The organism is Enterobacter sp. ECC-219 (genome assembly GCF_043966805.1).
GTDB classification, from domain to species: domain Bacteria; phylum Pseudomonadota; class Gammaproteobacteria; order Enterobacterales; family Enterobacteriaceae; genus Enterobacter; species Enterobacter cloacae_N.
In genome coordinates, this window is the sequence record NZ_CP143680.1 from 3,435,813 (window position 1) to 3,458,249 (window position 22,437).

25 protein-coding genes and 2 pseudogenes are annotated in these 22,437 nt (G+C 48.7%); 14 read left to right on the forward strand and 13 right to left on the reverse strand.

Annotated elements, in window-relative coordinates; genetic code table 11:
• Positions 1–2 precede the first annotated feature (2 nt).
• From trpCF to yedF, 6 genes are all read left to right on the forward strand, one after another.
• Positions 3–1,361: a bifunctional indole-3-glycerol-phosphate synthase TrpC/phosphoribosylanthranilate isomerase TrpF gene (gene trpCF / locus V1603_RS16325; RefSeq protein ID WP_166711426.1), complete on the forward strand. Its 1,359-nt coding sequence runs from the start codon at positions 3–5 to the stop codon at positions 1,359–1,361.
• 10 nt (positions 1,362–1,371) lie between these two features.
• Positions 1,372–2,565 carry a tryptophan synthase subunit beta gene (gene trpB / locus V1603_RS16330; protein WP_395312956.1) on the forward strand — a complete coding sequence of 398 codons (1,194 nt, stop codon included), beginning with the start codon at positions 1,372–1,374 and terminating at the stop codon, positions 2,563–2,565.
• Complete coding sequence (trpA, locus tag V1603_RS16335) at positions 2,565–3,374, forward strand: tryptophan synthase subunit alpha (RefSeq protein WP_116339476.1); 810 nt, start codon at positions 2,565–2,567, stop codon at positions 3,372–3,374. Before trpB ends, trpA begins: the two co-directional genes overlap by 1 nt.
• Before the next feature lie 308 nt (positions 3,375–3,682).
• Complete coding sequence (locus V1603_RS16340) at positions 3,683–4,816, forward strand: acyltransferase family protein (RefSeq protein WP_395312957.1); 1,134 nt, start codon at positions 3,683–3,685, stop codon at positions 4,814–4,816.
• A 353-nt stretch (positions 4,817–5,169) separates the two neighbouring features.
• Positions 5,170–6,381 (forward strand): selenium metabolism membrane protein YedE/FdhT, encoded by a 1,212-nt coding sequence (gene yedE, locus V1603_RS16345; protein WP_116339474.1) that lies wholly within the window; start codon positions 5,170–5,172, stop codon positions 6,379–6,381.
• Entirely contained in the window at positions 6,378–6,611 is a 234-nt protein-coding gene (gene yedF, locus V1603_RS16350) for a sulfurtransferase-like selenium metabolism protein YedF (protein WP_003856774.1), read from the forward strand. Before yedE ends, yedF begins: the two co-directional genes overlap by 4 nt.
• 43 nt (positions 6,612–6,654) lie before the next feature.
• On the opposite strand, the gene ompW is transcribed toward yedF, so the two are convergent.
• Positions 6,655–7,287: an outer membrane protein OmpW gene (ompW, locus tag V1603_RS16355; RefSeq protein WP_302218126.1), complete on the reverse strand. Its 633-nt coding sequence runs from the start codon at positions 7,285–7,287 to the stop codon at positions 6,655–6,657.
• A gap of 282 nt (positions 7,288–7,569) precedes the next feature.
• On the opposite strand from ompW, the gene V1603_RS16360 reads away from it, so the two are divergent.
• The 4 genes from V1603_RS16360 to yciA all read left to right on the forward strand — a co-directional run bounded on the left by V1603_RS16360 (position 7,570) and on the right by yciA (position 9,839).
• Positions 7,570–7,974, forward strand: a complete 405-nt coding sequence (locus tag V1603_RS16360) for a YkgJ family cysteine cluster protein (RefSeq protein WP_061097987.1) — start codon at positions 7,570–7,572, stop codon at positions 7,972–7,974.
• Between the two features lie 25 nt (positions 7,975–7,999).
• The gene (locus tag V1603_RS16365; protein WP_023292236.1) at positions 8,000–8,743 is read left to right on the forward strand and encodes a YciC family protein; all 744 of its coding nucleotides are present in this window, start codon (positions 8,000–8,002) and stop codon (positions 8,741–8,743) included.
• 56 nt (positions 8,744–8,799) lie between these two features.
• Positions 8,800–9,339, forward strand: coding sequence for a septation protein A (locus tag V1603_RS16370; RefSeq protein ID WP_061097985.1), 540 nt, complete (start codon positions 8,800–8,802; stop codon positions 9,337–9,339).
• Between the two features lie 104 nt (positions 9,340–9,443).
• A complete protein-coding gene (yciA, locus tag V1603_RS16375) occupies positions 9,444–9,839 on the forward strand; it encodes an acyl-CoA thioester hydrolase YciA (protein ID WP_028013420.1) in 396 nt (131 codons plus the stop codon).
• Positions 9,840–9,877: 38 nt separating this feature from the next.
• On the opposite strand, the gene tonB is transcribed toward yciA, so the two are convergent.
• Entirely contained in the window at positions 9,878–10,600 is a 723-nt protein-coding gene (tonB, locus tag V1603_RS16380) for a TonB system transport protein TonB (RefSeq protein ID WP_395313994.1), read from the reverse strand.
• Between the two features lie 222 nt (positions 10,601–10,822).
• Here tonB and V1603_RS16385 point away from each other — a divergent pair, with 222 nt between their 5' ends.
• Together V1603_RS16385 and V1603_RS16390 are read left to right on the forward strand one after the other, a co-directional pair.
• Positions 10,823–11,119 carry a YciI family protein gene (locus tag V1603_RS16385; RefSeq protein WP_049006872.1) on the forward strand — a complete coding sequence of 99 codons (297 nt, stop codon included), beginning with the start codon at positions 10,823–10,825 and terminating at the stop codon, positions 11,117–11,119.
• Positions 11,120–11,446: 327 nt separating this feature from the next.
• Complete coding sequence (locus V1603_RS16390; RefSeq protein ID WP_395312958.1) at positions 11,447–12,397, forward strand: hypothetical protein; 951 nt, start codon at positions 11,447–11,449, stop codon at positions 12,395–12,397.
• Positions 12,398–12,475: 78 nt separating this feature from the next.
• Here V1603_RS16390 and V1603_RS16395 read toward each other — a convergent pair whose 3' ends face one another.
• From V1603_RS16395 to lysC, 9 genes and pseudogenes are all read right to left on the reverse strand, one after another.
• Positions 12,476–12,697: a DNA-binding transcriptional regulator gene (locus V1603_RS16395; protein ID WP_395312959.1), complete on the reverse strand. Its 222-nt coding sequence runs from the start codon at positions 12,695–12,697 to the stop codon at positions 12,476–12,478.
• 146 nt (positions 12,698–12,843) lie between these two features.
• Positions 12,844–13,383: pseudogene (locus V1603_RS16400) on the reverse strand (baseplate J/gp47 family protein); the annotation flags it as partial.
• A 5-nt stretch (positions 13,384–13,388) separates the two neighbouring features.
• Positions 13,389–13,739, reverse strand: coding sequence for a GPW/gp25 family protein (locus V1603_RS16405; RefSeq protein WP_348582182.1), 351 nt, complete (start codon positions 13,737–13,739; stop codon positions 13,389–13,391).
• Entirely contained in the window at positions 13,736–14,377 is a 642-nt protein-coding gene (locus tag V1603_RS16410) for a phage baseplate assembly protein V (protein WP_395312960.1), read from the reverse strand. Before V1603_RS16410 ends, V1603_RS16405 begins: the two co-directional genes overlap by 4 nt.
• 429 nt (positions 14,378–14,806) lie before the next feature.
• Positions 14,807–15,856, reverse strand: coding sequence for a DUF262 domain-containing protein (locus V1603_RS16415; protein ID WP_395312961.1), 1,050 nt, complete (start codon positions 15,854–15,856; stop codon positions 14,807–14,809).
• Between the two features lie 11 nt (positions 15,857–15,867).
• The gene (locus tag V1603_RS16420; protein WP_346805857.1) at positions 15,868–16,443 is read right to left on the reverse strand and encodes a hypothetical protein; all 576 of its coding nucleotides are present in this window, start codon (positions 16,441–16,443) and stop codon (positions 15,868–15,870) included.
• Positions 16,444–16,542: 99 nt separating this feature from the next.
• Complete coding sequence (locus V1603_RS16425; protein WP_395312962.1) at positions 16,543–16,998, reverse strand: phage virion morphogenesis protein; 456 nt, start codon at positions 16,996–16,998, stop codon at positions 16,543–16,545.
• Positions 16,991–17,458: a phage tail protein gene (locus V1603_RS16430; protein ID WP_395312963.1), complete on the reverse strand. Its 468-nt coding sequence runs from the start codon at positions 17,456–17,458 to the stop codon at positions 16,991–16,993. Before V1603_RS16430 ends, V1603_RS16425 begins: the two co-directional genes overlap by 8 nt.
• The gene (gene lysC, locus V1603_RS16435; protein WP_395312964.1) at positions 17,421–17,714 is read right to left on the reverse strand and encodes an Rz1-like lysis system protein LysC; all 294 of its coding nucleotides are present in this window, start codon (positions 17,712–17,714) and stop codon (positions 17,421–17,423) included. The genes V1603_RS16430 and lysC overlap by 38 nt, the downstream gene beginning before the upstream one ends.
• Here lysC and V1603_RS16440 point away from each other — a divergent pair.
• Positions 17,677–18,321: pseudogene (locus V1603_RS16440) on the forward strand (oxidoreductase); the annotation flags it as partial. The gene lysC and the pseudogene V1603_RS16440 sit on opposite strands and share 38 nt — an antisense overlap.
• A 1-nt stretch (position 18,322) precedes the next feature.
• A complete protein-coding gene (locus tag V1603_RS16445) occupies positions 18,323–19,348 on the forward strand; it encodes a phage portal protein (protein ID WP_395312965.1) in 1,026 nt (341 codons plus the stop codon).
• Between the two features lie 326 nt (positions 19,349–19,674).
• Here V1603_RS16445 and V1603_RS16450 read toward each other — a convergent pair whose 3' ends face one another.
• Together V1603_RS16450 and V1603_RS16455 are read right to left on the reverse strand one after the other, a co-directional pair.
• Positions 19,675–20,586, reverse strand: a complete 912-nt coding sequence (locus tag V1603_RS16450; RefSeq protein ID WP_395312966.1) for a DUF2971 domain-containing protein — start codon at positions 20,584–20,586, stop codon at positions 19,675–19,677.
• Positions 20,587–20,592: 6 nt separating this feature from the next.
• A complete protein-coding gene (locus V1603_RS16455) occupies positions 20,593–22,434 on the reverse strand; it encodes a hypothetical protein (protein ID WP_395312967.1) in 1,842 nt (613 codons plus the stop codon).
• Positions 22,435–22,437: the final 3 nt, after the last annotated feature.

Below are 22,437 nucleotides of genomic sequence, written 5' to 3' on the forward strand. Positions count from 1 at the left end.
GAATGCAGACCGTTTTAGCGAAAATCGTTGCCGATAAGGCCATCTGGGTGGAAGCCCGCAAAGCAGAGCAGCCGCTTGCCAGTTTCCAGAATGACGTCGTCCCAAGCAGCCGTCGTTTCTATGACGCCCTGCAGGGTGCACGCACCGCCTTTATTCTGGAGTGCAAAAAGGCGTCTCCCTCAAAAGGCGTTATTCGTGACGATTTTGACCCGGCGCGTATCGCCGGTATTTATAAGCATCATGCGTCGGCTATCTCCGTGCTGACGGATGAGAAATATTTCCAGGGCAGCTTCGATTTTCTGCCGATCGTCAGCGGCATCGCGCCGCAGCCGATCCTGTGCAAAGACTTTATTATCGACCCGTATCAGATCTGGCTGGCGCGATTCTACCAGGCCGATGCCTGCCTTCTGATGCTCTCGGTACTGGACGACGAACAGTATCGCCAGCTTGCTGCCGTGGCGCACAGCCTGAAAATGGGCGTGCTGACCGAAGTGAGTAACGAAGAAGAGCTTGAGCGCGCCATTGCGCTGGAAGCCAAAGTGGTCGGCATCAACAACCGCGACCTTCGCGACCTGTCGATTGACCTGAACCGCACGCGCCAGCTGGCTCCGCGTCTGGGTTCTGGCGTCACGGTGATCAGCGAATCCGGCATTAACAGCTACGCCCAGGTGCGCGAGCTGAGCCACTTCGCCAACGGTTTCCTGATTGGCTCCGCCATGATGGAGCATGACGATCTCAACGCGGCGGTGCGTCGCGTGCTGCTGGGTGAAAACAAAGTCTGCGGCTTAACCCGTGAACAGGATGCACTGGCCGCGTATGAGGCTGGGGCAATCTATGGCGGTTTGATCTTCGTTGACGCCTCACCTCGCACAGTCAATGAGGAACAGGCCCGCAAGGTAATCGCAGCGGCCCCGCTGAGCTATGTTGGCGTATTCCGCAATGCGGATATCGCGGACGTTGTGGCAAAAGCCGCGACGTTATCCCTGAGTGCCGTTCAGCTCCATGGCGAAGAAGATCAGGCGTATATCAATGCCCTGCGCGATGCGCTGGCACCGCAGGTTCAGATCTGGAAAGCACAAAGCGTGGGCAGCACCCTGCCCGCACGTAATCTTAACCACGTTGACAAATACGTGCTCGATAACGGCCAGGGCGGCACCGGACAGCGTTTTGACTGGTCGCTGCTGAACGGCGAAAAGCTGGACAACGTCCTGCTGGCGGGCGGACTAAGTCCGGATAACTGTGTGGAAGCCGCGAAAACCGGCTGTGCAGGCCTCGATTTCAATTCAGGCGTAGAGTCGCAACCGGGTATAAAAGATGCCAGCAAGCTGGCCTCGGTGTTTAAAACTCTGCGTGCATATTAAGGAAGAGAAGATGACGACATTACTTAACCCGTATTTTGGTGAGTTCGGCGGGATGTACGTTCCGCAAATCCTGATGCCCGCGCTGCGCCAGCTGGAAGAAGCGTTCGTGAGCGCGCAGAAAGATCCGGCGTTTCAGGAGGAGTTTACCGACCTGCTGAAAAACTATGCCGGCCGTCCAACCGCGCTGACCAAATGCCGCAACCTGACCGAAGGCACCAAAACCACGCTGTATCTTAAGCGTGAAGACCTGCTGCACGGCGGCGCGCATAAAACTAACCAGGTGCTGGGCCAGGCGCTGCTCGCAAAGCGTATGGGTAAAACCGAAATCATCGCCGAAACCGGCGCGGGACAGCACGGCGTGGCTTCTGCGCTCGCCAGCGCCCTGCTCGGCCTGAAGTGCCGCATCTACATGGGTGCGAAAGACGTTGAGCGTCAGTCGCCGAACGTGTTCCGTATGCGCCTGATGGGTGCGGAAGTGATCCCGGTGCACAGCGGCTCCGCGACGCTGAAAGATGCCTGTAACGAAGCGCTGCGCGACTGGTCAGGCAGCTACGAAACCGCGCACTATATGCTCGGTACCGCGGCGGGCCCGCACCCGTTCCCGACCATCGTGCGCGAATTCCAGCGCATGATCGGTGAAGAAACCAAAGCGCAAATCCTTGAAAAAGAGGGTCGTCTGCCGGATGCGGTGATTGCCTGCGTCGGCGGCGGATCTAACGCCATCGGCATGTTTGCCGATTTTATCGACGAAACCCGCGTAGGGCTGATTGGCGTCGAGCCTGCCGGTCACGGGATTGAAACCGGCGAGCACGGCGCGCCGCTGAAGCATGGCCGCGTGGGGATTTACTTCGGCATGAAAGCCCCGATGATGCAGACCGATGAAGGGCAGATTGAAGAGTCTTACTCGATTTCTGCCGGACTGGATTTCCCGTCCGTTGGGCCACAGCACGCGTTTCTGAACAGCACGGGGCGCGCGGATTATGTCTCCATTACCGATGATGAAGCGCTGGAAGCCTTCAAAACGCTGTGCCGCAGCGAAGGTATCATCCCGGCACTTGAGTCTTCACACGCGCTGGCGCACGCGCTGAAAATGATGAAAGAGAACCCGGAAAAAGAGCAGCTGCTGGTCGTTAACCTTTCCGGTCGCGGTGACAAAGATATTTTCACCGTTCACGATATTCTGAAAGCACGAGGGGAAATCTGATGGAACGCTACGATAATGCATTTGCTGAACTGAAATCCCGCCAGGAAGGCGCGTTCGTTCCCTTCGTTACCCTGGGCGACCCTGGCCCGGAGCAGTCTCTGAAGATTATCGACGCCCTGATCGAAGCCGGTGCCGACGCGCTGGAGCTGGGCATTCCGTTCTCCGATCCGCTGGCGGATGGCCCGACCATCCAGAACGCCACCCTGCGCGCGTTTGCCGCAGGCGTAACCCCAACCCAGTGTTTTGAGATGCTGGCGGCGATCCGCCAGAAGCACCCGACCATTCCGATTGGCCTGCTGATGTACGCCAACCTGGTGTTTAACCGTGGTGTTGACGAGTTCTACGCCGAGTGCGCGCGCGTGGGTGTTGACTCGGTGCTGGTAGCAGACGTGCCCGTTGAAGAGTCTGCGCCGTTCCGCCAGGCGGCAATGCGTCATAATGTCGCCCCGATTTTCATCTGCCCACCAAACGCCGATGACGAACTGCTGCGCCAGATTGCCTCTTACGGACGCGGGTATACCTACCTGCTCTCCCGCGCAGGCGTGACCGGTGCCGAGAATAAAGCAGCACTGCCGCTGCATCATCTGGTGGAGAAGCTGGCCGAATACCATGCCGCGCCTCCGCTGCAGGGCTTCGGGATTTCCTCTCCGGATCAGGTCACTGCGGCAATTGAGGCGAAAGCGGCTGGCGCCATCTCCGGCTCCGCGATAGTGAAGATCATCGAGAAGAACGTGGACAAGCCCGAGCAGATGCTGAACGAATTGAAAGCGTTCGTGACCGCAATGAAAGCAGCGACGCGGAAAGCATAATCCCTCCACCGTCTGGCATCTCTGCCAGACGGTTACCCTCTTTTTTACACTTCCTTTTGATTTTACAGCGTTCCACTCCATTGAAATAAACGGAACATAAATACTGAATTGCACTTTTCAACAGATTAGACAAAAAGAAGCTGACGACATAGCGTCATGCGGTGCCGCGGGGTAAAGAAATCAACCAATTTTCAGGGAATTAAATGAGATACATCATCTCGACGATAATAAGAAGCAATGCTAGAATGGCCTCCGGCTCAGGTAAAGCCTTCCAATTATTTCTATACAAATATCCGTAAGGTTTGAAGATGGATTTATACTTTTCAATTTTCTTAGTTTTCACATGCTTAGCCTTGGCAATTGTGATTTTTAGCCTACCGCTATTCAAATTTATAGATGAAGATACTGAACCGACAAGGTCAAACAGTATAGATGGTATGAGATACGTCCTTGCCTCATTTGTCATATTTCATCATATGGATTGTGCTTATACATTTATTAAAAAAGGCAATTGGGCTCCGACATCAGACTTGTTGCTCTATTTTGGGCGATACGGGGTTGCTTTGTTTTTTATGATTACAGCTTTTTTGTTTTGGGGGAAAATCAGAAAAGCAAATGAAGTGGATTGGATTGAATTATATAAAAAACGCCTTTACAGAATTGCACCGCTATCCGTATTTTGCTCCATAGCGGCTCTATGTTTACTTTTCTTATTAACCGAACGAAATGAATTTTCTCTTAGTGTAATAAACAACGCGCTTTCCTGGTTTGATTTAGGGCTCTGGAATGACAAACCGCCGGTCACTACTTTCCAGTATCCTTTTATGGCTCTGGCTGGGGTGACGTGGACACTGCGCTGGGAATGGATTTTCTATTTTTCTCTTCCGTTGTTATATATGTTCAAAAAATGCTCCTTTGAATTAACCATTTTTCTTTTTGCCTTCTCCGTATATTTTCTTCCCGGCTTTACGAACGATTCATCTTTGTGGTCTTATTTTTTCACCGGAATGTTATGCCGGGAAATCAAAGACAGAATAGTCATAACAAAAAAACTGGCCAATGCTGCTTTGATTTGCACGATTTTTATAACCCTGTTAACGCAACCAACACTTTACGGTCCTTCCGAGAAACTATTCCTCTTTGCGATATTCTTTTCTGTAGTTTCAGGCGCGAATCTTTTTGGCTTTTTAATTACCAAAGCAGCCATTCGCCTTGGTGCAATAAGCTACAGTTTATATTTGACGCAAGGGTTAATTTTATTCCCTTTAATCCTTCACTTCAAAACAAACAATGAACCAGAGTTAAATGTTCATACTTTTGTGATCTTAGTCTTATGCTACGTGGCAATATGCCTTCTCTCTTCCATTACTTACCACTTTATTGAAAGACCTTTCATAAAGAAAATGAGCATCAGTAGCATAAAGAAAGTATACGAGAAATAATCATCTCCGGCGCGCAGGCGCCGGAAGTTAAAATCATTATTATATAACTCATTGGTTTTATTTTTATGATATACCATGGCAGGTGTTTCTAATCCCTGAGATTTAAGCCCCCCCTCTCAGGTGGTAGACTCACTTTGTTACACCACTCCATCCAACGGTTATCTTCTGGAGCAAGCTTGAAAGTAAATGGTGAGAATATACGGTTTACAGTGTGTTGCAAGTTTTGATGACGGAGGTCATAAAAGGTGTAAGTAATTGGAAAATCTCTGTTGAGAACTTTTAGATATTTAGAAAAAGATATATATTTCAGTCCGCTTAATTCACTAACACCTTCTGAGTTCAGAGGCTTATTCATGTCATGGCAATACTTCAAGCAGACTTACCTGGTTAAGTTCTGGTCACCAGTTCCGGCCGTCATCGCGGCAGGCATTCTCTCTACTTATTATTTCGGCATTACCGGCACCTTCTGGGCCGTCACCGGCGAGTTCACCCGCTGGGGTGGTCAGCTGCTGCAACTTGCAGGCGTGCATACCGAAGAGTGGGGTTACTTCAAACTGATTCACCTGGAAGGCACACCGCTTACCCGCATCGACGGGATGATGATTGTCGGCATGTTTGGCGGCTGCTTCGCCGCAGCGCTGTGGGCAAACAACGTTAAGCTGCGCATGCCCAAAAGCCGTATTCGCATTCTGCAGGCGGTAGCAGGGGGTATAATTGCCGGGTTTGGTGCCCGCCTGGCGATGGGCTGCAACCTGGCCGCTTTCTTTACGGGGATTCCGCAGTTCTCGCTTCATGCCTGGTTTTTTGCTGTCGCCACGGCAATCGGCTCTTACTTTGGGGCAAAATTCACCCTGCTGCCGCTGTTCCGCATCCCGGTGAAAATAACAAAAGTCAGCGCGGCGTCCCCGCTAACCCAGAAGCCGGACCAGGCAAAGCGTCGTTTCCGCCTGGGTATGCTGGTCTTTTTTGCCATGATCGCGTGGGCCATTTGCACGGCGATGAATCAGCCGAAGCTTGGCCTGGCGATGTTGTTCGGCGTCGGCTTTGGCCTGCTGATCGAACGCGCGCAGATCTGCTTTACCTCCGCGTTTCGCGATATGTGGATCACCGGACGGACGATGATGGCGAAGGCAATCATTGCCGGTATGGCGGTGAGCGCCATCGGCATCTTCAGCTACGTTCAGTTAGGCGTGGAACCGAAAATCATGTGGGCTGGCCCAAACGCGGTGATTGGCGGCCTGTTGTTTGGCTTCGGGATTGTGCTGGCGGGCGGGTGTGAAACCGGCTGGATGTATCGCGCGGTAGAGGGACAGGTGCACTACTGGTGGGTCGGGCTGGGTAACGTCATCGGCTCAACCATTCTGGCGTACTACTGGGACGACGTCTCTCCGGTACTTGCAACGAACTGGGACAAGGTCAACCTGCTGAGCACCTTCGGTCCCCTTGGCGGTCTGCTGGTCACCTATGCCCTGCTGCTGGTCGCTTTTTTACTGGTTGTTGCGCAGGAGAAACGTTTCTTCCGCCGCGCCACCGTTAAAACTGAAACGCAGGAGAACGCTGCATGAAAGAGATCGTCCCCGATTATCGACTGGATATGGTCGGTGAACCCTGCCCGTATCCGGCGGTTGCCACGCTTGAGGCGCTACCGCAGCTCAAAAAAGGTGAAATTCTGGAGGTGGTCAGCGATTGTCCGCAGTCCATCAACAACATTCCGCTGGATGCGAAAAACCACGGTTATACGGTGCTGGATATCCAGCAGGACGGGCCAACCATTCGCTATTTGATTCAGAAGTAATATACGAAATGCGCCCCTTCGGGGGCGCATCGAACAGCCTGAATTAGAAACGATAACCCGCAGAGAACATAAACACCCACGGATCCAGACGCGTATTGATGCTTTGCTGCTCACCGCCCGCCTTGAAGCGCACGTCCGTATCAATGTCCATGTACCAGACCGAGGCGTTGATAAGCCAGTCGCGGTTAATCAGATAGTCCAGACCAACCTGCCCCGCCATGCCCCACGAGTCTTTCAGGCTGAGATCGGAGAGACCTGCCTCTTTCCCGGTATCGTTGAATTTCTCATCGAAGAAGGTGGTGTAGTTGACACCTGCGCCAATATACGGGCGCACCTTGCTGTTGGCATCGCCAAAGTACCATTGCGCCATCAGCGTTGGCGGCAAATGGTGAACCGTGGCGATATCACCGGTTGCCCCAAGACCGACCCGGTGACGGAACGGCGTTGCCGCCAGAAGCTCAACGCCAACGTTATCCGTCGCCATATAGGTGAACGTTAACCCCAACTGGGTGTTGTTACTGACGTTAAAACCGCCCATCCCCAGCACGTTATCCGAACCTTCAGTTGGGCGAACCGTGGCCGAACCGGCACGAATAAAGAATTCGCCTGCTTCATGCGCGTACGCGCCGCCAGAGAGACTGCTTAATACAAGGGCTGCCACCGCTAATTTTTTCATATCCGCTCCATCGTTGTGGTTTTAATCGCGGATGAGAATATACTCACAAAAGAGTAATAAGTGATCTGCCACAGATCACATTAAAACCAGTAAGTTAACATTCATTGATCTGGGTTAATTTTTTGTGGCGCCCTGAAAAGCAATAAGTTGTTTCTATGTCAATTTTTAGCATTTCACAGTTACAAAATTTTCTCTTTTCTCCCTCTTGCTCTTCCTCTGGCGGCTGGATAATTTATCGTTCTCACAAGTTGATTTGATGCGTTCTTCTTTTGCAGGTGTGCCATGAGTGAAGTTAACCCGTGCATGACGTGCGGAGCCTGTTGTGCGTATTTTCGAGTCTCTTTCTACTGGGCCGAAGCCAGCGATGGCGGCGGTACCGTTCCGGTTCATCTCACTGAGCCAGTCACTCCTTTTCTGCGGTGTATGCGCGGCACAAACCAAAAGCAGAGCCGCTGCGCGGCCTTACAGGGGGAGCCGGGCATCTCTACCCGGTGCGCTATCTATGAAGATCGCCCCAGCCCGTGCCGGGAATTTGCCATGTCCGGCGAAGATGGGCAGGTCAATGAAGCCTGTAATCGTGCCCGGGCACGCTTTGGATTACCGCCGCTTTACAAAGATATGCTTTTCCATACAAGCCTTGATGCTGCCACAGCAGGTGCATCCGGTGTACAATTGCCGGCTAATTAACACCTGCAATACTCAAGGAGAGTGCATGTCTATCACGGCGAAGTCTGTCTACCGTGACACGGGAAATTTTTTCCGCAATCAGTTCATTACCTTTTTACTGATCGCGTTGCTTTGCGCCTTTATCACTGTGGTGCTGGGTCATGCGTTCTCACCGAGTGAAGAACAGATTGCCAGCCTGAGCCAGGGCGACCATCTGGCAGGAAGCGTGGGGCTGTTTGAACTGGTGCAAAACATGACGCCGGAGCAGCAACAGATTCTGCTGCGGGCTTCTGCCGCATCGACTTTCTCCGGGCTCATTGGTAATGCGATTCTGGCAGGTGGCGTTCTGCTGATGATTCAGCTGGTGTCGGCGGGCCACCGGGTCAGCGCCTTACGGGCGATTGGAGCCAGCGCGCCGGTCTTACCTAAGCTGTTTATCCTGATCTTTTTAACCACCATGCTGGTGCAGATGGGGATTATGCTGGTCGTGGTGCCGGGTGTGTTACTCGCTATCGTGCTTGCTTTTGCTCCCGTGATGGTCGTGCAGGATAAAATGGGGATTTTTACCGCGATGCGCAGCAGCATCAGGCTGGCATGGGCGAACATGCGTCTGGTAGCGCCCGCCGTGATCGGCTGGCTGCTGGCAAAAACGCTCCTGCTCCTGTTTGCACCCAATTTTGCGGTATTAACCCCGAATGTTGGCGCGGTGGTCGCGAATACGCTGAGCAACCTGATTTCAGCGGTACTGCTGGTCTATCTGTTCCGCCTGTATATGTTAATTCGTCAGTAATCCTGATGCCGGGAGGATGATCTTTCCCGGCTCAACAGAGAAGATGGAATCACAGAATGAAGCAGTTTCTTGATTTTTTACCGCTGGTTGTCTTTTTCGCATTTTATAAGCTGTATGACATTTATGCTGCGACCACGGCGCTGATTATTGCGACTGCGGTTGTGCTGATCTACAGCTGGGTGCGCTACCGTAAAGTTGAAAAAATGGCGCTGGTGACGTTCGTCCTGGTCGCCGTATTCGGTGGACTAACCCTTTTCTTCCACAATGATGAATTCATTAAGTGGAAAGTTACGGTGATCTATGCGCTGTTTGCGGGTGCCTTACTGATCAGCCAGTGGGTGATGAAAAAGCCTCTGATTCAGCGCATGCTCGGCAAAGAGCTGACGCTGCCTCAGGAGGTCTGGTCTCGCCTGAATATCGCCTGGGCGGTGTTCTTTATCCTTTGCGGTCTTGCCAATATCTATATTGCCTTCTGGCTGCCGCAAAACATTTGGGTCAACTTTAAGGTCTTCGGCCTGACGGCCCTGACGCTGATTTTCACCCTGCTAAGCGGCGTTTATATTTATCGCCACATGCCGCAGGACGATAAGCACTGATTGTTGACTGACCAGAACGTGTTCGACAGGCGTTCTGGTCTATTCTCTCCGCTGTGAAATCATAGTAGCATCCCGCCTGAAGTCTTCCGTTATGAGTTAAAACAATGACAACAAATAACGCCCCTCAGGGCGAACTGGTTTTACGCACACTGGCAATGCCCGCTGACACCAATGCCAATGGCGATATTTTTGGCGGCTGGCTGATGTCGCAGATGGATATGGGCGGCGCAATTCTGGCAAAAGAGATTGCTCATGGGCGCGTGGTGACCGTGCGGGTGGATGGAATGACCTTCCTGCGCCCGGTTGCGGTAGGTGATGTGGTTTGCTGTTACGCCCGTTGCGTAAAACGCGGCAATACCTCCATCTCCATCAACATTGAAGTCTGGGTGAAGAAAGTCTCTTCTGAACCGATTGGGCAGCGTTATAAAGCAACTGAAGCGCTGTTTATTTATGTAGCTGTCGATAGCGAGGGTAAACCTCGTCAGCTTCCGCCAGCCTGAACGACAGGCAAAAAAAAGCCTCCTTCCGGAGGCTTTTCTTATTCCATCTGCGCCCCGCCATTCAGGCGGAAAACAATGTTCACGATCAGTCCACTACCCGGTTTACCGGGTTCGTAGCGCCATCTGCGCATCGCCGATTTCACTTCGCGCTCGAACATATTTGAAGGTTGAGCAGACAGGATTTCCACGTTATCAACGCGGCCATCCGCAGTGACGTCAAATTTCACCCGTACGCGGCCTTCAATGCGTAAGGCCTGAGCTCGCGCCGGGTACTGAGGCTGATTACGGCTCAACGCACGTGGACCTGCCGGTGCGGCAACCGTCGGCTTCGCGGCCGGCGCGCTGTTATTCATAACCGGACGCGAAGGCGCCGTATTCTCGACCGGCTGGGTCGCGCGTGGTTCAACCGGGCGTTCTTCACGTTTTGGACGCTCTTCAACCTTCTTAACCGGCTTTGGCTTCGGCTTAGGTTTTGGCTTTGGTTCAGGTTTATGGATCACCACCGGTGCTTCCTTCGGTGGTTCCGGGACAGGCTCGGGTTCCGGCTCAGGCTCAGCAACAGGCTGTGGCGGGGGCGGCGCAACCTGCGGCGGTTCGAGATCCTCTGGCGAGACCATGGTCACCGAGATCGGCTGGGCGGGTGCGGGCATTTCAATAACCTGATGAACCGAAGTGTAGAGCAAACCCGCCACGACGGCACCGTGAATCACGACGGACAGCAGCGTCGGCCAGGGAAAGCGGCGAGGTAAATCAAGGGTCATCGAAGTCATAATCATCAACGTTAAAAAACCGAACTCCGATTTTAAATGCAAATAGCAATCATATTCAATAAGACACTTTGTTCTGGCGCAATTTAAGCGCTGGAGTGGTCAAAAAAGGGGCACTCAGATCGGGGGATTAACGTTGCTTTTATCTTTACATTGCAGTTAATTGCCCTTTCACATAACGTAACTGACACTTTATTACGCTTAAGGAGCTTCACCGTGCTTTACGTGATCTACTCTGAAGATGTCGCTGATTCCCTCGAAAAACGTCTCTCGGTTCGCCCTGCCCATCTGGCTCGCCTGCAGCTGCTCCAGGACGAAGGCCGTTTGTTGACCGCAGGTCCAATGCCTGCTGTTGACAGCAATGACCCTGGAGCCGCCGGTTTTTCTGGCTCCACGGTCATTGCGGAGTTTGAGTCTCAGGAAGCGGCGCAGGCCTGGGCTGACGCAGACCCATACGTTGCGGCGGGTGTGTATGCGAAAGTGACGGTGCGGCCATATAAGAAAGTGTTCTGATGTAAAAAGGCTCCGGGAGGAGCTTTTTGGAACCTTTCAACTTAATGAAATAAAAGGATTTATTTCATATGACGTCCACATATCGACCTCATCGATACTCAAAGCCCCGCAAATGCGGGGCTTTGACTTCGGTTAATTAGCATATATAGCTTTTAGTTATAAAGGTTTAATGCCTAGTACTCTAAAAACATATACTTTGTATTATGCTTTTAGGCAGTCGCAATAAGAAATAAAATACAAATAAATTGCTCTTCTCGATAGTTTGCAGACTGAGTAAACTACGTTTTATAAGAACTAACGTCATTGTAACCCTTTGTGGAAAACCATATGATCTATGCTGATTTCTTGACTCATACTAGTGATATTATAAATAATCGCTATGATGAGGAAATATACGACTGGAATGTTATTAAAAGCACAATAAATCACATTATTGCTAACAATTACGACGGATATGGAAGTAATATCGTTGACTTTATTGATAGAGGCTGTTGGGATCGAATTATCGATCTACAATTTAACGATACGAATAGACAGATTGAGATGAAATGGCGTGATGGTTGGCTATATCATGCATCCGTCGAATCTATTATTGTAATACACTATAAAGAAATGTTTTTTGTTCTTGTTAAGGCCTTTTATCAAGACACGAAAACTTTAAATCGCCTATATTCTCCCGGCTCAAGATCATTTAGCATCTCGACATTTGGAGAATATATGACTGAAGTGCGACGTCTGACTCGTTCAGGTGAAGACTTTATTCAGATACCCAACATTAATTGCTATACAACTTGCATCATGACAAGACCTCTTGCGGGTGTACCTACCAGCAATCACACTTCTGAACATATCATGCATAGCATAAATTTGAATTTAGCCAAAAATAAATTCGATATTTTGAAAAATGCAATAGAGGAAATTTATGAATATGACCGAGACTTACTTCAAGAAAAAGGAAATACAGCCCGAAGGTACTTTGAATATATCTTAATGCTTATAAACATTAGATCTGGCATCAGTTTTGACAAACCATATCAAGACCAAATGCTTGGAAACCTTACTCCCGTTCTCCGACTACTCGATTTGTCACCAGAAGATGAGAGAAGGATAACGCTAGCACAAGAAGTTTTAAATGCATGCAGCCATCATGGTGGTGTGCGCATAAAGAAAGAACGTTTAATTGATTCTCTGGATGCGCTGATTACCCTATGTGACATAATAAAAGTCACAGATTTTTTTGAGATATCAACAAATACCTATTCAAGTAAATTAAAATGATTCGTGCTAATATTTAGTCTCTCATTAAAATTTTTTGATTATAAGAAATATGAACCCTGTTTTGCAGGTCCATATTTCTTACATCCAGTTCATCTGCTGCTGCCCTGACGTTGTCGGATGCGGCGGCGCTGGCACCACCTCACCCGGTGAAACAATAAAACGCGAAAGGGTTTCGGTCGTGACAAAGGTGCAGCTGCAGTTGATATTTGTACACTGATGATACCGCTTCTTTGTGGTATCAGAGAAATATCGACTTGTACGCGCATGGGCGGCGTGATGACATTTTGGACAGTGAAACATGGCGAGCACCTCATTTAATTTCCGATGCACTAACTTTACTAATTTTACCCTTATAAAACAAACAGTTAAAAATACATCACTACCTTAACTCTTCGCTTTCGTACTCCACTTCCGAAACCTTAACCTCAAGCTCTAAGCCCGTCGTGTATCCCGTTATTTTCGCGTGACAGCACCGTGACCGTGACACACGCAGGCGCGGGACTGATGACCGAAATATCAGCGACCCGCCCGTCAGCGCTGCGACCGTGAAACTGATAGGAGCCGGTAGAGCCTGCGGTACTCAGCCCTTCAAAGGCCTGCTGAATGCGCAGACGGTAGTCGGTGTCCGACTCCATCACGGCAGGCGTCGGCGGTAACGTCGTGTCGTCTGCAGGGGTGATGACAAGGCGCTGGACGTTGTAATTTCCGCCTATCTGGTCGAGGTCTGTGCCGGTGGCGTAGGCCAGCATGACCGCACGCGAGGCCTCGTTGACGCGCTGTCGCCAGATAACTTCCCGGTAGGTGTTTTCCTGCAGCAGCTTCACCAGCGGCTCGGACTCAAGCGACAGCGTGCGCGCGATGGCGTACTGCTGGTCTTCCGGGTACAGCGAGACGAGCGTCGCCTTTCGCTCGCTCAGGATGGTTTCAAAGTCCAGTTCTTCCACGACGTCAGGCGCGGCGAGCTGGTTAAGGTCAACAATTGCCATAGCGTTTAACTCAGTGGAATGGTGAGTGAAAAAGGCTGGCCGCCAGTGGAGCGGGTGCCTGTGATATCGACATACAGCCCGCCGTCGGTCTCCGACCGTTCAAAGGTAATGGTCGAGAGATTTACGCGGGGCTCCCACTTCTGGATCGCGGAATAGCACGCGGCCATAATCTGCAGGCGCAGCGCCGGGGTCTGCGGTTGGTCAATCATCTGCGACAGGAGCGAGCCGTATTCACGGCGCATGACGCGCGACCCAACCGGCGTGACCAGAATGTCGCGCACGCTTTGCCGGATGTGCTCAACCTCAGAGATACTGAGGCCGGTCCGGCTGTTCATTCCCAGATAACGCACCGTCATTGCGTCCCCTTAGTCCAGCTTCCGCCGCTCTGTACGTTGCCGTGCGCGTGGTTATCCACCTGCACGCCGTTTGATTTCAGTGTCCCGCCAGTGTGCTCAATGTTCCCGCTCATCTTCCCGCCGTTCTTCACTTCGAGCGTGCCGGTCGTCAGATTGTTGGAGCACACCACCTCCGGCGTATCGAGCGTGATGCGGCTCGACGCTTTCACCAGCACCACCGGCACGGTGGCCGTAATGGACTCAGACGCGGTGACGTCTGCGGTTTTGATACCTGACACGGTGAGCGCGCCGTTTTCGGGCTCGTACTCAATAACCGCCCCGTCAGGAAAGGAAACATGAAGCGCATCAGGGGAGACAGACGGCGCGGGATGGTCATCTGAGAAAATGCCGGGCAGCGCAAATGCCGTATCGAGCTCGCCGCCGATCGCCAGCAAAAGCACCTGCTCGCCAACGGATGGAGCCCACCATACGCGCGAGCGACCGGCGCGGCAGGTTAGCCAGTTCAGCCAGGTAGTTTCCATGCCGCCGGTCTGGACACGACAAAGCCCCTCGTCGTGGTCGACGTCGGTCACGATGCCGGTGCCGATAAGGTTGCGGATCGCGCGTACGATTTCCTGCAGAGAATTTAGATTATTCATGGGGAAATTTTGCCGCCGGGCGAGGCCAGCGGCAATGGTACGGGGTTTTGTGATTGATGAAACAACAAATAGCGATTTGTTCATCTATGTTCAGTGTTCAACTCACAATATTTCAGTTTAAGTATATTTAACAGAAAAGCCCTGACACAATTGCTGGCTCAGTGATGAAGAACGCCTGCAAAAATGAAGTGGTTTTTATTCAACTCATTTCAATTAATATATAAAAACCTTCAACGCGACGTGCCTACAATACCTTCCAAACCTCGACATGAGAAACACCAAAATATAATACCCAATGATAAACAACAGAATCAGTCAAGGTATGAAACTGACACCACCCTCAATCGAAATAAATACTGAAACACAGCTTCAATTCATTACAGCGAATAACTCAAAGGGGGCTATCATTACCCCCTACCATCAACTTCCTTAGGAGCAAAACTCCTTCAAGATTTCAAATCTACGCTGCCTATTATGAGTTTTCTTTGACCCTTCCTGACTTAAATCCCTATATTCCTCAACAAGATTATTAGAATTACTAGGGTCACTTGATTCATATATATCGAAAAAGTTAACAAGCTTTACCCCAACAGATTCCATATCAACTTTTTTCACTTTACTAAGTTGCAAGAAATAATAAGCCAGAACGAATATGAAATAAAAATGACCTCTTTTCCTAACAACTGATTTCAATGCTGACTGACCATCAATAAGATTAGAAATAGTACCTAACACTTCATTAAAAACATTCTTATCATCGCTTGCTTCCGGATAGTTTTCATTATACTGATCATACACTCGATTGATTGTTTTCTGCGTATTATCTTGTTCAATACCCATGCGCAAGAAGATTAGCAAAGTACTAATATATTGAATATCCTGCATGCGACGAATATCGGATGGTGAAAAAATATTGTACTTAGACCAAAACTCATGCTGCGAAATGTTTTCAGCTAATTTTAGAAACTCGCCATTAAACTCAGCATTACGAAGTTCTTGCGGGTTGAGGGTTGTACTAGTCCTATTTAAACGCAAAAATAATTTAGCAATTTCCTCATATTGTAATGTTTCATTGATAAATCTCGAGGAGAACTGGTATCGCCAAAACTCACGTTTGTTTTCTACCGATAGTTCTGAAAATAACTTTCCACTATAATCAGATTCTTTATTGTCCAAACTGACCTTATTTAACTTGAACTCATCATTTAAATACCTTTGAATTGTAGTCAATCTTTGCTGTCCATCAACTATTGAATATTTCGTATCACCCGTATCAGGATCAGTATCGTTCGCCCATAAATATATTTCAGGTATTGGGAACCCAAGCAATATAGTTTCTATCAACGCAACTTGATCTTTTAACTGCCAAATATATTTCCTTTGATATGAATTATCGACTGTAATAATTCCAGATTTTAAATTATCTGTTAACCACTTAATGTCCTTTGATTCCACCCTAATTAAATCAATAGCTCTCATAACAACATTCCTTATAATCCATCTTTTAGGCTACTCAACCCAGCTATATGATAACGCTCAACTGACTCCCACGAATCATAAATTCTGTAAGTGATTTCATTGGGTATCCCAAAAATAGTTTGAATATCTTTCTTTAATGGCTCAACTTTTCTTGACCAAACGTCAAAAAAATCCACCCTAATATCCAACTCTTTTAAAGACACAAAACCCTTGAATATATTCTTTGCTACAGGAGCATATGAAGGCATATAGTTCTTTGAATGCAATTCAATAAACGCCATCCAGGATGCCTTAAAGATACCCTCGGATACTATAACAATATCTATATCTGAATCGTCATTGAAAACTCGATAATTCTTACTGGGGCTTAAGCTAAATCCCATTTTCGCACTGCCAACTATTGCAATATTGTTTACATGTATCCCAAGTTTTTTAGACATGTACAATTTAAAATCATCATAATCTTGAGCAAAATCCGCAGACCCTTTTTTTTCTCGAAAATACCAAATATCATGACCCAAAAGATATCGTTGATAAACATCGCGAATATCGTCGGATAGCAATTTTTCCTTAAATTCCTCTAACATTGTCCAATGCACCTTATGAACAGGAACCACGAGTTGATATCTATGTAAACTCAGAATATCTTTTAACTACTCATTTGACAACAAAGATATTGGGAAGACTCAGGCCATAGTATTAATATGCTTCAAAGTAAATTTACATACTAGTTCTTTATCTGCTTGGCTAAACCCGGCTAATCGTCGCTCAGGATATTGCACGTCCTGAGCGTGTTGGTTTGGTCGGTCTTTAAGCCCGTACTGGCGAATCTGTGCGATGCGTTGCACCTTCCCGGTAAACTCCACTATGGCAACATCACCGCGGCCACTGGCTTTCATATAGCGACTAGTGCGTAGCTTCTGAAACATCGCCCTTTTTATGCGGCCTTTCTTTGCCCTGAGTGGCTGGCGTTTCCTCGCCAAATACGGCGTGCCATCGGGTGCGTTTTGCTGTTTGATGCGTTGCTGTTGTGCTTTGCGCAGTTCTTTCGCCACCTCTGCGGCAAGCTTTCGCCGTCCCGCCGGTGACAGCGCGCCAATCAGCCCGGCCAACTTGTCGTCAAAGGGTTTAAACTCACTCATCCCACTTACTCACCAGTTCGCCATTGATATACAGCTCGGTCGGACTCGTCACCTTCTCCGGCAGCGGCGGCTCAGGGGCATAGCTTACGTGCAACGCGCCGTTTTCCTCTTTGATGAGGATTCGCTCGGTGAGCTGCAGGCTGATGCTGATATCGACGCTGTCCCCGTCGTTCAAATCCATCTGGAAACGGTAGCCCTTTTTGCGGCCGTCATCGAGCGTGCAGATATCCGGCTGGTTTTCCCTGAGCCATGCGGCCACCGGCACGAAAATCAGGTCAGGGTCGCCCACAAAGTCACACACGATCACATTCAGGGTGTAAATCTTTTCGTGTGACAGCGTGGCCGCGAGACGCGCATCGATATTCCCCTCATCGGCAAAGATGCGCATCATTTCGGGGTTTGTTTCAAGCTGCGGAACGGCTTTAATCAGCGCTTCGCGGAGGCTGCGTGTTTTCTTCATCGAGTTTATCCTGACAGTCTTTGACGGCTTCAACCTGCAGCGCGCAGGCGGCGAGCGCGTGCTCAAGCCTGCGAATATCGGCGCTCAGGTCGCCATTAGTGGCCGGGTCGCTTCCCGGTATCGGGCAATAGCTCACCTTCGGGCAGGCGCTGTAAACAATGACCGGCGGAGGCGCAACCGGCGCGGGTGAGCAGCCTGCGCACAACATCAGGCAGTTCAGCGCTATATTCCCGTTCGAGGAGCTGCAGCGCTGCATGGTCGATGCGATGGAAGAATGGGAGGACTTCGAACCGTTCGCCGACCGTCCGTTTAACTGGCGACCGGTCTGGATTGGCTATGACCCGTCACACACCGGCGACAGCGCCGGATGTGCGGTACTGGCTCCGCCGCTGGTTGCGGGTGGCAAGTTCCGCATCCTTGAGCGTCATCAGTGGAAAGGCATGGACTTTGCCGCGCAGGCCGAGGCCATCCGGGCGCTGACCGAGAAATACACCGTCGACTATATCGGCATCGATGCGACCGGCATCGGCCAGGGCGTTTACCAGCTCGTGCGCTCATTCTTCCCGGCGGCGCGCGCCATCCGCTACACGCCGGAAATGAAAACCGCAATGGTGCTGAAAGCAAAAGACACCATTCGCCGCGGGTGTCTGGAATACGACGCCGGGGCAACCGATATCACGCAGTCATTTATGGCTATCTGCAAAACCATGACCATCAGTGGCCGCAGCGCCACCTCCGAAGCCAGCCGCAGTGAAGAAGCCAGCCACGCGGATATCGCGTGGGCAACCATGCACGCGCTGTTAAACGAGCCGCTTTCCGCCGGTAGCGGTATGCAATCAAGTTCAATTCTGGATATTAACTAAGATGAAAAAACGCCAAAAGAAACAGCACAAACAGACCAGCATGACCGCCAGCACGCCACAGAAAATGGAGGCGTTCACCTTTGGTGAGCCGTCACCCGTTCTGGATCGCCGCGACATCCTCGACTATGTCGAATGTATCAACAACGGTAAATGGTACGAGCCGCCGGTCAACTTCTCGGGACTGGCAAAAAGCCTGCGCGCCGCCGTACATCACAGCTCCCCGATTTACGTCAAGCGCAACATTCTGACCAGCACCTTTATCCCGCACCCGTTGCTGTCCAGTCAGGACTTCAGCCGCCTTGTGCTTGATTATCTGGTGTTTGCCAACGGCTATCTCGAAAAGCGCATGAGCGTGACCGGCCAGCTCTTTAAACTGGAAACATCCCCGGCCAAATACACCCGCCGTGGTGTTGAGGATGGCGTTTACTGGTACGCTTCGAGCTTTACCAATCCGCACCAGTTCGCCCCCGGTTCGGTGTTTCACCTACTTGAGCCTGATATCAATCAGGAGCTCTATGGGATGTCGGAATGCCTGAGCGCGCTTAACTCCGCCTGGCTGAATGAATCCGCCACGCTGTTTCGTCGCAAGTATTACCAGAACGGCGCGCATGCGGGTTACATCATGTACGTGACCGACGCGGCGCAGAGCAGCACCGACGTTGAGGCGCTGCGCCCCGCGATGCGTGACTCAAAGGGACTCGGGAATTTCAAAAACCTGTTTTTCTACGCTCCGAACGGGAAACCGGATGGCATTAAGATCGTGCCGCTGAGTGAAGTCGCCACGAAGGATGATTTTTTTAACATTAAGAAGGTGAGCGCCGCTGACCTGCTCGATGCGCACCGCGTACCGTTCCAGCTCATGGGCGGCAAGCCTGAAAATATCGGCTCGATGGGGGATATTGAGAAGGTGGCGCGGGTATTTGTGCGTAACGAGCTGACGCCGCTGCAGGAGCGGTTTAAAGAGATTAACGATTGGTTAGGAATGGAGGTGATCCGCTTTAAGGATTACAGCATCGAGACCGACTAACTCCCGCCCAAATTGCCGCCTTCGGGCGGCATCCCCTCAAAGCATGTCAGACGGTGCACACGCGACGCAACCGCGCCAACACCTCATTAGCCGACCACATCCAACAGCGCACCACCACGACGCGCACAGACGCGTAAAATAAATCCTGTCACCACGTCCGGCGCGCAGTGCTATCCCCGCCTCGCCTGCGCGCTTAAGGGGTCGGTTTTAATGCAGTTGCATGATTAATCTAGACTCAAGCCAGCACTACATTCACAAGCCATTAAAAGGAGAACTTTACACATGCAAAAAAATGCATGTCACGCATGCCAAGTGAAGAGCACCACCTATTTTAAATACTCAGAAATATCCACTCCGAATTTTTCAAGGTTTGCTTCCGCATGAAATAGAACGAAATTAAATTTTTTTGAAAGTTCCTCAAGCTTAGACTTTGTAGCGGGTGCGACCTCACTCCCAACGATAACCCCATCAATGCAACAATCTTCTAGCTGTAGTGCCCTGCCGAAACCAATATCATCTCCCTCTAATTGACATAGACTTCTTAATTCATTTTCATGGCACCACTCTTTGTGCTTATACTTTGGGATCCTAAATAAAAGTTCATCATCCCTTACTTTCCTATAAGAATAGGCATGATCCATTGAATTTATTTCAATCCCATCGCTCCCATATTCCACTTCATCAAGCCTTATGCGAGACTTAAGAAGTCGGTTACGATTATATATAATACAAAACCCTTTCATTCCTTGACAGTAATAGCCCCACATCAACCGACTATCGGGTTTTGTAGTAAACGAAGCTATCGCAACTATACTCCTGAAATCCTTTATGAAATCACCAAAGAAATCATAGGCTCTAAACCGTTCAAGCATGAATAACTTTTCTTCTAAAATATTATCCGAATATAAATTATGCAAAAAATCCGTACTCACCACATGTATGTGATCACATAGTGGACTATTTTTAGCAAAACATTTAATCCAGAGTGTAAACCACTCGCCTTCACTCAACTCACCCAATTCATTTCTATTACTTTTAGCATAAACCTCAAATGGATCATTGAGACTGCTAATTGCGGCATGCCAAATAACAGATTCAGATATTTCCTCTAAAGAGTAATTTCTTGCAGTACCATCTTCAACTCTTGTCACATCAGGCCTATAACGAAATGCATGAGTATCTAATCCAACCCCCGCAGAAAGAAGAGAAGAAGGCAATGTACCTAAAGAATCGGACATGGCTAACTATCCTTGTGAGTCGAAATGTGGAGAGACTAAATTGTCCCAATTACTAAATAATGGCAAGCAAGTTAGATAGAATATAAAGCAACATGCATAAACAGCGGATGGAGAATAACAATGATTTATTGACATTCGGCCATGTGCCAGGTCATGTCTGTATGATGGGCCACCTTTCATATTGAAGAGCAAATCGATTAACAAGACTATCCTTGGACCAAAAACATCTTCCATATAGCTTCTATTATTAGAGAGAATCTGAGATAGGCTTGTAGCCTCTTCAAAAAGCTGAGTATCAATTTTTGTTGTTTCTTTTTTATTTGATTCTAGTACCCAACGCACTGAGTTTTCAAGTTGGGGAATTAACAAATAACAAGCAGACATATAATCCCCTTGCCACAACCTATAAAATCCGAGAGAGAAAATTTCCGCGTGACCAGGAGGCACAAAAAGACTTTGAAAGGTTATTACATCGAATGAATTCTCATTCAATGAAAACTTATTCATAATATCTGTACGTATAACTTCAAACTCACCTCCAATATATATTTGATGATCAATTTGACAACCTCTCAAGTAATTAGCACAAGCTTGTTCGTAAGAAATTTCATCTGACGATGAAATAGGTTTTCTGTACGCAACCAAGCGCCCCTTTTCATCAAGAACATCAGAACCCACCATGCTAAGGAAAGCATATTCTTTAGCATCGCGCTTAGCTTTTTCTTTAAGATCACCTATATCAGGAACACTAAATCTTATAAGCATTCTTTTATATATTTCAGATAGTTTCAAATCAAGATAATCTTCTTTAACTTGCTTAACGACATCACTCAGATCTAGCGGAGATGAAAAAACATACATCTCATCATTTATTAATTCTCTCTCAATCTCTAACCTTGACCTTATATATGAAATTTTATCCCCCATACCTCCAATACTTCTATACTCTCCTAGAGCAGTCCGCAACCAATGAACTTTATTCATAGCCGAATCAGCTTTATCATATTGGATCAATGTCAACTCAGCACATTTTATTAGGCATTCTTTGTGTTGCTCATTTAAATTTTTACGTAAAAAAAGCTCAGCGGAAAATGATAGTAATTTTTTAACAGCCTCAAAATACGCACTATGGTAATGGATGTCAGCCATCACCATTCCATTATTAGCTAGAGATACGGCATCTATTATACTATATTTATATAGCAATCCCGAAAGTCTTAAGAATCCATTAAAAAGCTGTTTTTCAAATAGAATATCATAGAGTCGCCTTGCGGAATCAATAATAGGGTTATCAAAACCTTTCTTCTTTCCGCTGAGCATGGAAGCTAAAGCCAGACCTCGCTCAAGGGTATCAATAATGTCAAACAGACTTGAATCAATCGCACGGTAGTCAACAGTCAACTCATCGCAAACTTTATTGATAATTTGAGCATACGCGCAAACAGCTTTATGACCTGTATCTGCATCCCTGCGATTATTAAGCCATAAGACATCACACACCCGCGAGATAACAAAGGGATTATCTGTCTTATTTTTTATATGAGAAAGTATACTTTTATATTCACTATCGAAATCAGAAGGTCGACTACCTCTTCGGCTATAAAGTAATAGCTTAGGTTCAAAACCAATTATGTCACCAGCGTGTGAAAAGCGAAAACTAAAAATAGCGTGTAAAAAATAACATAATTTCCAAGAGGATTCATCGTCAGAATCTTTATATTCTTTGGAGAGTGAACGAAAATAGGACTCCATTTCATAAGCAGAAAAATAATTTGGGGTGGCTAATATAGATGAATAATTGCTATTATCTATATCATCATTTGTTATATGAAAAACATCATCTTCCATAAG

Bases quoted from the DNA above. Each gene is read 5' to 3' on its own strand.
- trpCF (WP_166711426.1), top strand. From the start codon at position 3: ATGCAGACCGTTTTAGCGAAAATCGTTGCCGATAAGGCCATCTGGGTG.
- trpB (WP_395312956.1), top strand. From the start codon at position 1,372: ATGACGACATTACTTAACCCGTATTTTGGTGAGTTCGGCGGGATGTAC.
- trpA (WP_116339476.1), top strand. From the start codon at position 2,565: ATGGAACGCTACGATAATGCATTTGCTGAACTGAAATCCCGCCAGGAA.
- V1603_RS16340 (WP_395312957.1), top strand. From the start codon at position 3,683: ATGGATTTATACTTTTCAATTTTCTTAGTTTTCACATGCTTAGCCTTG.
- yedE (WP_116339474.1), top strand. From the start codon at position 5,170: ATGTCATGGCAATACTTCAAGCAGACTTACCTGGTTAAGTTCTGGTCA.
- yedF (WP_003856774.1), top strand. From the start codon at position 6,378: ATGAAAGAGATCGTCCCCGATTATCGACTGGATATGGTCGGTGAACCC.
- ompW (WP_302218126.1), bottom strand. From the start codon at position 7,287: ATGAAAAAATTAGCGGTGGCAGCCCTTGTATTAAGCAGTCTCTCTGGC.
- V1603_RS16360 (WP_061097987.1), top strand. From the start codon at position 7,570: ATGAGTGAAGTTAACCCGTGCATGACGTGCGGAGCCTGTTGTGCGTAT.
- V1603_RS16365 (WP_023292236.1), top strand. From the start codon at position 8,000: ATGTCTATCACGGCGAAGTCTGTCTACCGTGACACGGGAAATTTTTTC.
- V1603_RS16370 (WP_061097985.1), top strand. From the start codon at position 8,800: ATGAAGCAGTTTCTTGATTTTTTACCGCTGGTTGTCTTTTTCGCATTT.
- yciA (WP_028013420.1), top strand. From the start codon at position 9,444: ATGACAACAAATAACGCCCCTCAGGGCGAACTGGTTTTACGCACACTG.
- tonB (WP_395313994.1), bottom strand. From the start codon at position 10,600: ATGACCCTTGATTTACCTCGCCGCTTTCCCTGGCCGACGCTGCTGTCC.
- V1603_RS16390 (WP_395312958.1), top strand. From the start codon at position 11,447: ATGATCTATGCTGATTTCTTGACTCATACTAGTGATATTATAAATAAT.
- V1603_RS16395 (WP_395312959.1), bottom strand. From the start codon at position 12,697: ATGTTTCACTGTCCAAAATGTCATCACGCCGCCCATGCGCGTACAAGT.
- V1603_RS16405 (WP_348582182.1), bottom strand. From the start codon at position 13,739: ATGACGGTGCGTTATCTGGGAATGAACAGCCGGACCGGCCTCAGTATC.
- V1603_RS16410 (WP_395312960.1), bottom strand. From the start codon at position 14,377: ATGAATAATCTAAATTCTCTGCAGGAAATCGTACGCGCGATCCGCAAC.
- V1603_RS16415 (WP_395312961.1), bottom strand. From the start codon at position 15,856: ATGAGAGCTATTGATTTAATTAGGGTGGAATCAAAGGACATTAAGTGG.
- V1603_RS16420 (WP_346805857.1), bottom strand. From the start codon at position 16,443: ATGTTAGAGGAATTTAAGGAAAAATTGCTATCCGACGATATTCGCGAT.
- V1603_RS16425 (WP_395312962.1), bottom strand. From the start codon at position 16,998: ATGAGTGAGTTTAAACCCTTTGACGACAAGTTGGCCGGGCTGATTGGC.
- V1603_RS16430 (WP_395312963.1), bottom strand. From the start codon at position 17,458: ATGAAGAAAACACGCAGCCTCCGCGAAGCGCTGATTAAAGCCGTTCCG.
- lysC (WP_395312964.1), bottom strand. From the start codon at position 17,714: ATGCAGCGCTGCAGCTCCTCGAACGGGAATATAGCGCTGAACTGCCTG.
- V1603_RS16445 (WP_395312965.1), top strand. From the start codon at position 18,323: ATGAAAAAACGCCAAAAGAAACAGCACAAACAGACCAGCATGACCGCC.
- V1603_RS16450 (WP_395312966.1), bottom strand. From the start codon at position 20,586: ATGTCCGATTCTTTAGGTACATTGCCTTCTTCTCTTCTTTCTGCGGGG.
- V1603_RS16455 (WP_395312967.1), bottom strand. From the start codon at position 22,434: ATGGAAGATGATGTTTTTCATATAACAAATGATGATATAGATAATAGC.